We start from the raw sequence: 13,645 nt of genomic DNA on the forward strand, positions 1-13,645 counted from the left end.
TATTTTGAGAAAAATCGTTGTAGGATCCAGAAGAAGCAAGTTGGCAATGACACAGACCAAGCAGTTTATCGAAAAAATGAAGGCGGCAGGCGCCCCTTTTGAATTTGAAATCAAAGAAATCGTCACAAAAGGCGACCGCATCGTCGACGTCACTTTGTCAAAAGTCGGCGGTAAAGGGCTATTCGTCAAAGAAATCGAAGAAGCACTCGGCAACAAGGAAATCGATTTTGCTGTTCACAGCATGAAAGATATGCCGTCCGTATTGCCGGAAGGATTCGTTATCGGCTGTGTGCCGGAACGCGAAGATCCGCGCGATGCATTTATTGCCAATGATCATATAAAATTCATGGAATTGCCAGTCGGTGCACGCGTCGGCACAAGCAGTTTGCGCCGCAGTTCGCAATTGCTGTTGATCCGTCCGGATTTGGACATTCACTGGATCCGCGGCAATATTGATACGCGTCTTGAAAAGCTGAAATCCGGTGATTTCGATGCCATCATTCTGGCAGCTGCCGGTTTGAAACGCATGGGCTGGAAAGATGATATCGTCACTGAATTCTTAAGTATCGAAGACTGCCTGCCGGCGATCGGCCAGGGCGCTTTGGCGATTGAATGCCGTGAAGACGACGCAGAATTGCTCGCGGAACTTGCGAAAGTCAATCATGAAACCACAATGCTTGCAGTGAATGCAGAACGCAAATTCCTGAAAGATATGAACGGCAGCTGCCAGGTTCCGATTGCGGGCTATGCAACTGTTGAAAAGGGTGACATCACATTTACAGGGCTGATTTCTTCTCCGGAAGCAGACCAGGTCTATAAAGAAACAGCTGTTAATACAGATCCGGTTGAAGCCGGGCGTGTTGTGGCTGAAAAGATTAGCGCGCAAGGCGGCTATGACTTGATCCAGCGCGTCATTGCTGAGAGCAATGTGTAAAAACAAAGCATCGCTGAAAGGCAAAACGATCGTTTTTACAGGTTCCACTTTTCCGGTGGAAGCGGCCGATCAAGTTGAACAACTCGACGGGGAGACAATTTACCTGCCGCTGATCGAAACGTCGATCCGCCAGACCGAAAAACCGGATTTCGCCAATTATGGCTGGCTGATTTTCACGAGCCGGACGAGTGCGCAGGCATTTTGTCAGCTCCACGAAGACGACGTACCGAAAATAGCGGCGGTCGGTGAAAAGACAGCGGAGGTCCTGCGGGCAAACGGTTATACAGTCGATTTTATTTCCAGCGTATTCAGCGCAGATAATTTTGTGAAAGAATTTCCTGCCGTTGCGGATGGCCAAAAATGCCTGTTCATCAAAGGTTCGCTGGCGAAGAACACCATTGCTGATATGCCAATTCCCGTCGATGAATGGATCATTTATGACACAAACCTATTGCTTCAAAACGCACGCGCATTAAAAGAGATGAAAAAACATACCATTATATTTGCCAGCCCCTCAGCCGTTTCGGCGTACCGAAAGGCTGGAGGGGATTGGTCGGATATAGAGGTGGCGGCAATCGGCCATATCACCGAGAAAGCGATAAAAGGTGAAGGCGGGCATATCGATTTTATTCCCGCGACCTATACGTATTTGGACGTCGTCAATGAAATTGCGAAAGGAAGATGTACAGAATGAAAGATTTGAAATTCAATCGCCACCGGAGATTGCGCGGATCCGCGAATATCCGGGCTATGGTGCGTGAAACTGGACTCTATAAAGAAGATTTCATCTATCCGATTTTTGTCGTTGAAGGCGAAAACATCAAACACGAGATTTCCTCTATGCCCGGCGTATTCCATTATTCCATGGACCGCCTCGGCGAAGAATTGGACGAAGTGGTCGAGTTGGGCATTCCTTCCGTCATCCTGTTCGGCGTGCCGAATGACAAGGATGCTGTCGGTTCCCAAGCTTATCATGACCACGCGATTACACAGGAAGCGATCCGTTTTGCAAAAGAACGTCATCCGGAACTCGTTGTCATCGCTGACACGTGCCTGTGCCAATACACAGACCACGGCCATTGCGGCGTGATCGAAGACGGTGTCATTTTAAATGACGAGTCGCTCGATCTATTGGCGCGCACGGCCGTTTCCCAGGCGAAAGCCGGAGCCGACATTATCGCACCATCAAATATGATGGACGGCTTTGTCACAGCGATCCGTTACGGACTCGACCAGGCTGGGTTCCAGCATATTCCAATTATGAGCTATGCAGTGAAATACGCATCGGCTTATTACGGCCCGTTCCGTGAAGCGGCTCATTCAACACCGCAATTCGGCGACCGCAAAACCTATCAGATGGACCCGGCAAACCGCCTCGAAGCGTTGCGCGAAGCAGCTTCTGATGTGGAAGAAGGCGCCGATTACCTGATGGTCAAACCCGCGCTGTCGTATTTGGATGTTGTTCGCGAAGTGCGCGACAATTTCGATTTGCCGATCGTTGCTTATAACGTGTCCGGCGAATACGCCATGGTCAAAGCTGCGGCGATGAACGGTTGGGTCGATGAAGAAAAAATCGTCCTTGAAACATTGCTCAGCATGAAACGTGCAGGAGCGGATATTATTTTGACGTATCACGCAAAAGACGCGGTACGCTGGTTGGAGGGGAAATAAATGGCTTACGAAAAATCACTTGCAGCATTTGATGAAGCGAAAAAATTGATGCCGGGCGGAGTTAATTCACCGGTTCGTGCATTTAAATCCGTCAATATGGATCCGATTTTCATGGCTTCCGGCAAAGGCGCCACCATTACGGATATCGACGGCAATACGTATATCGACTATGTTCTTTCCTGGGGGCCGCTGATTCTTGGCCACGCCCATCCCGAAGTGGTGGAAGCGATCAAAGAAACGGCTGAACTCGGCACTTCATTTGGCGCGCCGACCCTTCTTGAAAACGACATGGCGAACCTCGTCATGGACCGTGTTCCTTCTATAGAAATGGTGCGCATGGTTTCTTCCGGTACGGAAGCGACGATGAGCGCATTGCGCGTAGCGCGCGGTTATACGGGACGCAATAAAATCCTGAAATTCGAAGGGTGTTACCATGGCCACGGCGACAGCCTGTTGATCAAAGCGGGTTCTGGCGTTGCGACGCTCGGTCTGCCGGATTCACCGGGTGTGCCGGCTTCTGTCGCGCAGAACACCATTACAGTGCCGTTCAACGACCTCGAAAGCGTTCGCCAGGCATTCATGGAATTCGGTGACGATCTCGCTGCGGTAATCGTTGAACCGGTTGCCGGCAACATGGGCGTCGTGCCGCCGAAAGAAGGTTTCCTGCAGGAACTGCGTAACTTGTCGACTGAAAACGGCACGCTTCTCATCTTTGATGAAGTCATGACCGGATTCCGCGTCGGCTACAATTGTGCACAGGGCTATTACGGCGTGACGCCTGATTTGACTTGCCTCGGCAAAGTCATCGGCGGCGGCCTTCCAGTCGGCGCATTCGGCGGAAGACGCGAAATCATGCAGCAAGTCGCACCAAGCGGCTCGATTTACCAGGCAGGCACGCTGTCCGGCAATCCGCTGGCAATGCGCGCAGGTTTCGAAACATTGTCACGCTTGAACGAAGACAGCTACACGACATTCATCGAACGCGGCGATCAGCTAGAAAAAGGATTCCGTGAAGCTGCAACGAAATACAACATCCCGCATACGGTCAACCGTGCGGGCTCGATGATCGGTTTCTTCTTCACGAACGAGGAAGTCGTCGATTTCGACTCAGCGAAAACGTCTGATCTGGATTTATTCGCGGATTATTATAAATTGATGGCTGAAGAAGGCATTTTCCTTCCGCCATCTCAATTCGAAGGCATGTTCCTGTCAACGGCGCATACTGAAGAACACATTGCTAAAACAGTGGAAGCCTTCCACACCGTTTTCGCAAAACTTGCACGCTAATAAAATCTTGAACCAGCTGGAGCGATTGCTCTGGCTGTTTTTTTGTTTGGAAAAAATACTGCCTGATAGTCGATATTCCGCAAAACAGCTTCGCTTGCCTGGGGGCTCGCGCTGAGCTAACTCGGTCTCGTTTCACTTCGCCCGAGTGGATCTCAGCACTTCGCTTGGCCCCCAAGGCGTCTTCGCTGTTTTGCTCCATATCTCTAGAGAGTATTTTTACCGAAACAAAGGCATTTACCACAAAAGATAAAGGACAATTACAGGACTTCGCCCGAAAGTAAAAAAAATGGGCGAGTGATCATAGAATGTGGAAAACCGCTCATAGAAGATGGAATACCGCTCATAGAAATTTCCGCCGCCATATCCAAGCTCTGCACTTTCGCTTTTCGCTTGCGAAAAGCATGTAATCGGCTTTTGACCTTGCGAATGGAGTGGATAAGGGGGGTATTCGAATTGATTCGATAATGGAAATGCAGCCGACAAGCCCGGCTGCACTTTTAAAGGAGTGGAAATGGGCAAAAGGCGCCCCTTTCCACTGGCATAGCTGTTGGATGAAGGCACATTTGGAGGAATTTTGATTTATGCCCAAGTTGGGGTTGAATACGCCCAACTTGGAGTGATTTACGCCCAACTTCCGTCCGAATACGCCCAACTATTCCATAATTACGCCCAATTCGCTAAATTGGCATCTCAATAGACGTCCCGCCAATCCGAATTTTCTGCTACGATAGGAAACATAGATTCATTTCAGAAGAGAGTTGAAACGACTTTGAAATTATTACGTACAGCTGCCGTCGCGATTGCGGCAGGCTTCCTTTTCAATCAAATCGGCATGTTCCTGCCGTGGCTGCTCGGTCCGATGATCGCATTGGTCCTGCTGCGGCAATTTACAGAAATCGAGTTTTATTGGCCGAAAATATTCCGGTTGATCGGCCTCGTCTTACTTGGGGTCATGATCGGCGCGTCGTTCACCCGCGAAGCCGTGCTGCTGATGTGGGTGGATTTGCCGTATATGTTGTTCATGACGGTGACAGTCATCATCGCAGCGCTGCTGTTCGGCCTGCTGTTCAGCAAGATGGCCAATGAATCGCTGCAGACGAGTCTGCTCGGGTCGATGCCGGGCGGACTGTCGCAGATGGTGCTGATATCGGAAGAAGTCCATAACGCCAATGTTACCGTCGTTTCGGTGATGCAGACGTTCCGGATTTTCCTTGTCGTGACGATTGTGCCGCTGCTGACGACTCTCCTCGTCGGCAGGGAGGCTTCACAGATCGCCACCACTCCCAATTTCGCATTTTCACCGCAGGCCTTCCTCTCGGCAATCATTCTCGGCATCTTAGCTTATCTGCTCATGAAGAGATTTTCAGTTCCGGCGAAAGAATTATTGGCGCCGGTGCTGGTCATGGCCATCGTCCAATCGGTAACCGGCAGCACGCTGATCGAGATGCCGGGGATCCTGATCATCCTGGCGCAGCTGCTCGTCGGCGCGCATCTCGGCTTGCAGATGGAAAAGCTGCGCGAGAACATGAGCATGCGGCTGGCGTTTGCAATCCTGGTCAACAACGTATTATTGATCGCGTTCACCGTTTTCATTGCGTTCATCCTCTCCGAATGGCTGCCGGAATACCTGTTCCTCGATTTCTTTCTGAGTGCGGCACCGGGCGGCATGGCGGAAATGGGTATCACAGCGCTCGCTGCCGGCGCGGACGTGGCACTCATCACAAGCTTCCATCTGTTCCGCCTGTTCTTTATTTTATTGCTGGCGGCGCCATTGGTTGCCTATGTGCTGAAAAAACTTGACGCTAAATCGGGAAATTGAGTACAATGGATGTAATCAGATATTGATGCGTTGAAGAGGATAGTAGAATGTGCGTGCATTTCAGAGAGGAAGCCGAACGGTGAGAGGTTTCCATGGACCAGCATTTGAATGTCACCTCCGAGCAGTTTCCGTGAACACGAGTAGCGGAATCCGGATGCGAATCCGTTATCGAACTTGAGAGCCAGGCACCTTTTGCCTGTGTATAAAGGTGGTACCGCGAAAACTCCTTCGTCCTTTAAGTAGAGACGACAGGAGTTTTTTTGTACCCTTTTTTAAGCTCGAGATCAAAACCAAGCGCTATGGAAAATAAAACCCCTAGCGACCCAAAGAGGAGGAATCACCATGACAGAACCCATGTCGACCAAGTACGATCCGCAATCCATAGAAAAAGGACGCTATGATTGGTGGATCGACAATAAATATTTCGAAGCCCAGCCGGAAAGCGGCAAAACGCCTTATACCATTGTGATTCCGCCGCCGAACGTAACAGGCAAGCTCCACTTGGGACACGCCTGGGATACGACGCTGCAGGACATCCTGACGCGCATGAAACGCATGCAAGGCTACGACGCGTTATGGTTGCCGGGCATGGACCACGCCGGCATCGCGACGCAGGCGAAAGTGGAAGGCAAGCTGAAAGAGGAAGGACGTTCGCGCTACGATTTAGGACGCGAAGCATTCCTTGAAGAATCATGGAAATGGAAAGAAGAATACGCGGGGCACATTCGCCAGCAATGGTCGAAACTGGGCCTTGGCCTTGATTACTCACGCGAGCGTTTCACGTTGGACGACGGCTTATCAAAAGCGGTGCGCGAAGTGTTCGTGAAATTGTATGAGAAGAAATTGATCTACCGCGGCAAGTACATCATCAACTGGGATCCGGCGACGAAAACTGCGATTTCCGATATTGAAGTTATCTATAAAGATGTGCAGGGCGGATTCTACCACATGCGCTACCCGCTGACAGACGGCAGCGGCCACATCGAAATCGCGACAACGCGTCCGGAGACGATGCTCGGCGATACAGCGGTCGCGGTTCACCCGAAAGATGATCGCTATAAGCACCTCATCGGCAAAACGGTGACGCTTCCGATTATCGGACGCGAAATGGAAATCGTTGCGGATGATTACGTGGATATGGAATTCGGCAGCGGCGCGGTGAAAATTACACCGGCGCATGACCCGAATGACTTTGAAATCGGCAATCGCCACAACCTGGAACGCGTATTGATCATGCACGAAGACGGCACGATGAACGAAAATGCCGGCAAGTACGAAGGCATGGACCGTTTCGAATGCCGCAAGCAGATCATCAAAGACTTGCAGGACATGGATGTTTTATTCAAAATTGAAGAGCATTTGCATTCCGTAGGGCATTCAGAACGCAGCGGGGCAGTTGTGGAGCCATATCTATCGACGCAATGGTTCGTGGACATGAAGCCGTTGGCACAGAGATCGGTGGATCTGCAGAAGGGTGAAGACGGCGTCAATTTTGTGCCGGAGCGTTTCGAGAAAACGTATCTTCACTGGATGGAAAACATCCGTGACTGGTGTATTTCCCGTCAATTATGGTGGGGCCATCAGATTCCAGCCTGGTACCATAACGAAACAGGCGAAATCTATGTGGGGCACGAAGCACCGGCAGACGCGGAAAACTGGACGCAGGATGAAGACGTGCTCGATACGTGGTTCTCGTCGGCGTTATGGCCATTTTCGACACTTGGCTGGCCAGAAGAAAACGATGAGCTGAAGAAATATTATCCGACCGATGTGCTGGTAACGGGTTATGACATCATCAATTTCTGGGTATCGCGCATGATTTTCCAGGCGCTTGAATTTACCGAAGAAAAACCGTTTGATGATGTATTGATCCACGGACTTGTGCGCGACGCGGAAGGACGTAAGATGTCTAAATCACTCGGCAACGGTGTGGATCCGATGGACGTGATCGAACAATACGGCGCCGATTCCCTGCGCTATTTCCTCGCAACGGCTTCATCGCCGGGGCAGGATCTTCGCTTCTCGATGGAAAAAGTGGAGAGCGTATGGAACTTTGCCAATAAAATCTGGAATGCTTCCCGTTTTGCGTTGATGAACATGGAAGGCATGAAATACGAGGAAATCGATCTCAGCGGCAAGAAATCTGTAGCTGATTCGTGGATTCTTACTCGTCTCAATGAAACGATTGAACAAGTGACATCACTTGCCGAACGCTACGAATTCGGTGAAGTGGGACGCCTGCTGTATAACTTCATCTGGGATGATTTCTGTGACTGGTACATCGAAATGGCGAAATTGCCATTGTACGGCGAAGACGAAGATGCAAAGCGCATGACGCGTTCGGTTCTGGCATATGTGCTCGACAACACGATGCGTTTATTGCATCCGTTCATGCCGTTCATCACGGAAGAAATCTGGCAGAACCTGCCGACCCAAGGCGAGTCGATCACGATTGCCGAGTGGCCGAAAGTTGATGCTGCATTGACGGACCAAAGCCAGTCTTCAAGCATGAAACTGCTGGTGGATGTCATCAAATCCGTGCGAACGATCCGCGCAGAAGTGCAGTCGCCGATGAGCAAGAAAGTGCCATTGACGATCCTGGCGAAAGACGCCAATACACATGAAGTGCTGGAAGCAAACTCTGCGTACATCGAACGTTTCTGCAACACGGAAACTTTGACGATTGCACAAGACATTCAAGCTCCAGAAAAATCAATGTCGGCTGTTGTATCCGGCGCTGAATTGTTCATGCCGCTGGAAGGCCTAATCGATATTGATGCAGAGCTGGCACGTTTGAATAAAGAGCTGGAGAAATGGGCGAAGGAAGTCAAACTCGTTCAAGGCAAATTATCGAACGAACGCTTTGTTTCCAAAGCACCGGAAGCGGTAGTCGCGGAAGAACGCACGAAGGAAGCGGATTATATCGAGAAACATTCGACGGTGGAGAAACGCATTGTGGAATTGAAGAATCTTTAAAAGCTATCTTTAGTAATAGATATTACGCAAAATAGCTTGCTTTCCGGGGGGCTCGCGTCGAGCTAACTCGGGGCTAACGCCCGAGTGGATCTCGACACTTCGCTTGGTCCCCCAGGAGTCTGCGCCATTTTGCTCCATATCTTTAGAGATTCCTTTTCGCGAAGATGTGAACTTATAGAAAAAGAAAAAAAGAAACCCCGACCACCTTCTGTATTAATAGAAGGTGGTCGGGGTTTTCAATTTGTCAGGACAAATGTCATTCATATTTCATCTCCACATGCCGAACCAGCAACTTGGCTATATTTTCATCATGCGTCTGATAGAACGAACGGGCACCCACTGGATCTTCGATTTCGTTGAACAGGTGGCGGCCGTCATCCAGCAGCAGGAAGTCGATGCCGATGTAATCGGCTTTCAATGCACGTGCGATTTTTAAGACTTCCTGTTCCTGTATTGAATCCAATTGATAACGCTCGACGTCAGCACCCAATGATAAATTTTTCCGAAACGAGCTTTCAGAACTCCGCTTCACGGCGCCGACAACTTCGTCACCGATGACATACGCTCGCACATCGGCGGTATGCTGAATAAGCGGCTGATAAATAGTTTCGGCATCAAACGGTACATCCGAATCTGCAGACTCAAGAATCTCCACTTGGGAGCCGCCATGGCCATCGACAGATTTCGCGACGCAGGGAAATTCCTGCGGTTTGCGGTAAGTGGGGATGGCGGGCACACCCAGCATCAAAAACAGCTGAAAAGATTGCCATTTATCATTGGCGATGCGGTTCACTTCCGCACGGTTGACGAGCCGGATGCCTTCATTCTCCAGAAATCGGGCTGCAACAGGACGCCTGCAGCGGAACAGTACTGTCTGGTCTTTTAATTTGCCGGCCAAAACATTCACGCCATCTTCATCCCAATCGTCCCAGCAAACTAATTCAAAATCGGCAAATTTCTGGAGTTCCAGGATAAAAGCTCGATTGCGCTGGGCGTCAGCGGTTTCGTACAATAGGATCATCGCAAATCCTCCAGTATGTACGCGATCATCGCATCCGCAACGTTGATGCCGGTGACGTTCAAGATATTGCGGATATGGGCGGCGGCATTTACTTCGCAAACAAGCGGCTGTTCATCGACATCAAATAAAAGATCGACACCCGCAAAAATTGCGCCGGTTGCACGGGCTGCCGCAATGGCCAGCACTTTCTGCTCTTCGGTTAAATCGATGGGCGAAGCTTCACCGCCGTTGGTAATATTGGCCCGGAAATCGGTTTTCGATTCGCGGTACATGGCGGCCACGATTTCACCGCCGACAATATTGACGCGGATGTCGCGGCCGCGGCTTGATTCCATGAATTCCTGGAACACAAAATCGATGCCGCGCAGCGCTTCCACTTTTTCGAAAAACTGTTCCTCCGTTTCAATCAGGTAAACTTTCATGCCGAACGAGCCGTGTCCTTCTTTGATGATCATCGGAAGGCCGAGCCGCTCGAGCACCCGCTCAAAATAACCCGAATCGCGGATCGAGAAGGCGGGGTAGACTTTCGGTGCGATGATGGTTGCGGGCATCGCCAGACCGGCCGATGCTAATGCTATGTATTGCTTGGCTTTATTGTCACAAAGGTCGATGATTGCGGGATCGTTATAGACCGGAACGCCGCGGCTCTTCAGAAAATAACCGAGGAGGATATCTTTATCCAGCATGACCGCGAAATCGGGCAATGCCATGTCGGATGACAGGTCCATCACGGCATCATTGTTTTTCATGATGCGGGTTTCGACACCGGCGCGTTCGGCTGCCACCGCCACCAATTCGGCCTGGTCGATAAATTTTTCAGAAATTAAACTACCATTATAAATGATCCAGCACAACGCCATTTCCATTCCACCTTCATGCTATACTTATAAAAAAATTGTATCATGTTTAAGATCGGAAAAGAGGTTTTAGATGATTACGGGAATCGACTATTATAAAAAGAAATGGCATATCGCGTCTGACAACGCAATTAAACCGGGATTGAAAGCGATTGAACAGGCACTCGAGGAACTTGGCAACCCCGAAAAAGGTCAGAATTTCATCCATATTGCCGGCACCAATGGCAAAGGCTCAACCGCCACTTTTATCGCCGCGATTTTGATGGAGCACGGCAAAACTGTAGGCAATTTCTTCTCTCCGGCCATCGAAGACGTCCACGATCAGATCCAGATCGACCGGCAGCCGGCGACCGCAGAAGATTTTGATGCGGCGTTTGAACAATTATCAAAAATCCAGACGCCGTTGACGGATTTCGAATTGCTGACGGCAGCGGCTTTTTTGATCTTCAATAAAAACAAACCCGATTATGTCATCATCGAAGCAGGCATGGGGGGCAGATTCGACAGCACCAATGTCATCACGCCGCTGATTTCGGTCATTCCAAGCATTGCGCTGGAACATACCAATTTTCTGGGGGAGACCATCGAAGAAATTGCGTGGCATAAAGCCGGCATTATAAAAAGAGGAAAGCCCATCACAATTGGCGCCTTACCAGAAGCGGCTGAGAAGGTAATCTGCACTATAGTCGATGAAATGGCAGCGGAAATAATTAAGTCTAATGAACTATTCGAAGGTCAACTGCAGCTTAAAGGAAGCCATCAAAAAGTGAACGCGAAATTAGCGTTCATTACGACGAAAAAACTGCTTGGATTCCAATTTAAAGAACAATTGGCAATAAAAGGATTAGGTGTTGCAAAGATTCCATTCCGCTTTGAAGAATTATTTCCGGACGTCATCTTTGACGGGGCACATAACGAGGCGAGCATCGATGCACTCGTCCAGACTGTGAAAGAAACGTATCCAGACCGTGAAATCCACGTGGTGATGGGCTTGCTGAAGGATAAAGACCATGAAAAGATCCTCCGAAAACTCGAAACCATCAGCGACCATTTCACCTTTCTGGACTTTGATAATGACCGGGCATTACCGGCAAAAACTTTATTTTCAAAAAATAGAAGTAAAATAAAGACAATTCAAAATCATTATGATATATTACCTGTAACGAGTAAAGAAGAAGTGACAATAGTCACGGGTTCGCTTTATCTTTTGGCAATCTTGAGAAAACAGAATTATTCGATGTTCGAGCTTCATAAACCCGACTAATTTAGCTTTCTTTGGCATGAAGTGAACCAGTAAGGGAGATTAGCTATGGGTGATATATTAAAAAGAAAAATAGTCCTGTGGACGCTCTGGGCCCTCTTTGTTCCAGCGGGATTATACATCGTCTATCAATATTATCCGCCACCACCGATATCATTTGCAGATGCAGCCGCTTACTTGGTGTTTTTCATCCTGGCCTGCCTGCTGCCGATGAACATCAATGGTGCGCCGACCTATATGGTGCAATGGCTGACTGTCGCTGCATTCTTGAAATTCGGCTTTTTCGCGGAGATTGTCCTGTCTCAAATTACGATGCTGATTGTCATTTTCAGGCTGCGGACATCCGAGAGCCTGACCATTCGCATACCGTTCAACTCCATGATGTTTTTTGCGATTTCGACTATTGCCGGTTTAACTTTCTTGTTTGCCGGTGGACAGATTGGTTCGCTGGATTTGGCGCATATTCTGCTTTACGGCCTTCTTTTCCAAATCGTCTCAGTGCTGTCAAATCAAATTATTCTCTATGTCTATGTAAGAATTCTCGGCCAACACAAGAATTTTTTCTCGATTGATACGCTTTGGGATTTTTCCCTGACGTTTCTCGTATTTCCGCTGGCGATTGCCTTATACATTTCAGAAACCTATATCGGCTTGAGTGCATTACTGCTCCTCGGGATTCCGTTTTTCACTATGACCGCCATCATGCGGATGTACAATAATTCGGAGAAAGTCAACAGCGACCTGAAGAAAGCGGGAGAGATCGGCCATCAACTGGCAGACCGTTTATCTACGGATGAAGTGCTGGACCAATTCGTCATCCAGGTGTCCGATCTTTTCCAGGTCGATTACGCCTATGTAATCGATTACCGGAACGGAAAACTTTTGATGCTGCGGATGTTTGAGCATAACGAATTCCAAGCGCTGAATGTTGAACCCGTCCATTACAATAAAGGAATTGCAGGAAATGTCATCATACATAATACTTCCTTTATTTATTCCAACAGAGCGCAGTGGAAAGATATCACGGCCGGCTATATTCCGAAGGATACGGAGAGCCTGATGGCAACACCGATTTCTCGTAACAATAAAATCGAAGGCGTCCTGGTGCTCGCGTCGACCCAGAAGCACGCTTTCGTCAATCACCAATTGCAGATTCTGGACATCCTCAGTACTTATTTCGCGGTATCATTGGAAAAAGCTGCTTTGATCCAAAAAGCCATTGCGAAAAGTGAGCGCTGCGGATTGACCAAACTCTATAATTACCGTTACCTTGATGAAGCACTAGAAAAAAGCATGGTGAAAGTCAATAGCGGGGAATTGCGAAACCTTTCCGTGGTCATGATGGATATTGACCGCTTCAAAGGGATCAACGATAAATACGGCCACCAGAGCGGCAATGAAATTCTAATCACGCTGGCCGGTATGCTGACGGATATCGTTGGCAAAGAAGGCACCGTTGCCCGCTACGGCGGAGAAGAATTTGTGCTCTTGCTGCCAAACTACAGCAAAGAGCTCGCACTGCTGTTTGCAGAAAATATCCGTAAGCAAATCGAAAAGTCCGAATTTATGATCCAAAGCGACCTCGACGAAGACCGGGGAATAATACCTATCAAAATAACGATGAGCATCGGAGTTTCATCCGCACCGGATGACAGTGACGATGGCATGGCAATGATCCGCAACGCTGACCGAGCGCTCTACATCGGCGCAAAACAGGCGGGGCGCAATAAAGTCGCTGCCTATACAAAATAAGACTGCAAGCCGGATTCCATTCCGGCTTTGTAGTCTTTTTTACTATATAAAAATATAATTTGTTAAT

10 protein-coding genes and 1 other annotated feature are annotated in these 13,645 nt (G+C 49.1%); of the genes, 8 read left to right on the forward strand and 2 right to left on the reverse strand.

The window, feature by feature from the left end:
• Nucleotides 1–4: 4 nt before the first annotated feature.
• From hemC to DHX103_RS15060, 6 genes are all read left to right on the forward strand, one after another.
• Nucleotides 5–934 carry a hydroxymethylbilane synthase gene (hemC, locus tag DHX103_RS15035; RefSeq protein ID WP_422123032.1) on the forward strand — a complete coding sequence of 310 codons (930 nt, stop codon included), beginning with the start codon at nt 5–7 and terminating at the stop codon, nt 932–934.
• Nucleotides 927–1,628, forward strand: coding sequence for a uroporphyrinogen-III synthase (locus DHX103_RS15040; RefSeq protein ID WP_422123033.1), 702 nt, complete (start codon nt 927–929; stop codon nt 1,626–1,628). The genes hemC and DHX103_RS15040 overlap by 8 nt, the downstream gene beginning before the upstream one ends.
• Entirely contained in the window at nt 1,625–2,605 is a 981-nt protein-coding gene (gene hemB, locus DHX103_RS15045; RefSeq protein ID WP_422123034.1) for a porphobilinogen synthase, read from the forward strand. The genes DHX103_RS15040 and hemB overlap by 4 nt, the downstream gene beginning before the upstream one ends.
• A complete protein-coding gene (gene hemL, locus DHX103_RS15050; RefSeq protein ID WP_422123035.1) occupies nt 2,606–3,892 on the forward strand; it encodes a glutamate-1-semialdehyde 2,1-aminomutase in 1,287 nt (428 codons plus the stop codon).
• A gap of 769 nt (nt 3,893–4,661) precedes the next feature.
• Nucleotides 4,662–5,711 (forward strand): AbrB family transcriptional regulator, encoded by a 1,050-nt coding sequence (locus tag DHX103_RS15055; RefSeq protein ID WP_422123036.1) that lies wholly within the window; start codon nt 4,662–4,664, stop codon nt 5,709–5,711.
• 21 nt (nt 5,712–5,732) lie between these two features.
• Nucleotides 5,733–5,950 (forward strand) — a binding site (T-box leader).
• A gap of 103 nt (nt 5,951–6,053) precedes the next feature.
• Nucleotides 6,054–8,687, forward strand: a complete 2,634-nt coding sequence (locus tag DHX103_RS15060; protein ID WP_422123037.1) for a valine--tRNA ligase — start codon at nt 6,054–6,056, stop codon at nt 8,685–8,687.
• 256 nt (nt 8,688–8,943) lie between these two features.
• On the opposite strand, the gene DHX103_RS15065 is transcribed toward DHX103_RS15060, so the two are convergent.
• The gene (locus DHX103_RS15065; protein WP_422123038.1) at nt 8,944–9,708 is read right to left on the reverse strand and encodes an ATP-grasp domain-containing protein; all 765 of its coding nucleotides are present in this window, start codon (nt 9,706–9,708) and stop codon (nt 8,944–8,946) included.
• Nucleotides 9,705–10,568, reverse strand: coding sequence for an ATP-grasp domain-containing protein (locus DHX103_RS15070; protein ID WP_422123039.1), 864 nt, complete (start codon nt 10,566–10,568; stop codon nt 9,705–9,707). Before DHX103_RS15070 ends, DHX103_RS15065 begins: the two co-directional genes overlap by 4 nt.
• Before the next feature lie 70 nt (nt 10,569–10,638).
• Here DHX103_RS15070 and DHX103_RS15075 point away from each other — a divergent pair, with 70 nt between their 5' ends.
• Both DHX103_RS15075 and DHX103_RS15080 read left to right on the forward strand, forming a co-directional pair.
• Nucleotides 10,639–11,829 (forward strand): bifunctional folylpolyglutamate synthase/dihydrofolate synthase, encoded by a 1,191-nt coding sequence (locus tag DHX103_RS15075; RefSeq protein ID WP_422123040.1) that lies wholly within the window; start codon nt 10,639–10,641, stop codon nt 11,827–11,829.
• Between the two features lie 45 nt (nt 11,830–11,874).
• Entirely contained in the window at nt 11,875–13,578 is a 1,704-nt protein-coding gene (locus tag DHX103_RS15080) for a sensor domain-containing diguanylate cyclase (protein WP_422123041.1), read from the forward strand.
• Nucleotides 13,579–13,645: the final 67 nt, after the last annotated feature.

The sequence above is a fragment of the Planococcus daihaiensis genome, assembly GCF_049262615.1.
Taxonomy (GTDB): domain Bacteria; phylum Bacillota; class Bacilli; order Bacillales_A; family Planococcaceae; genus Planococcus.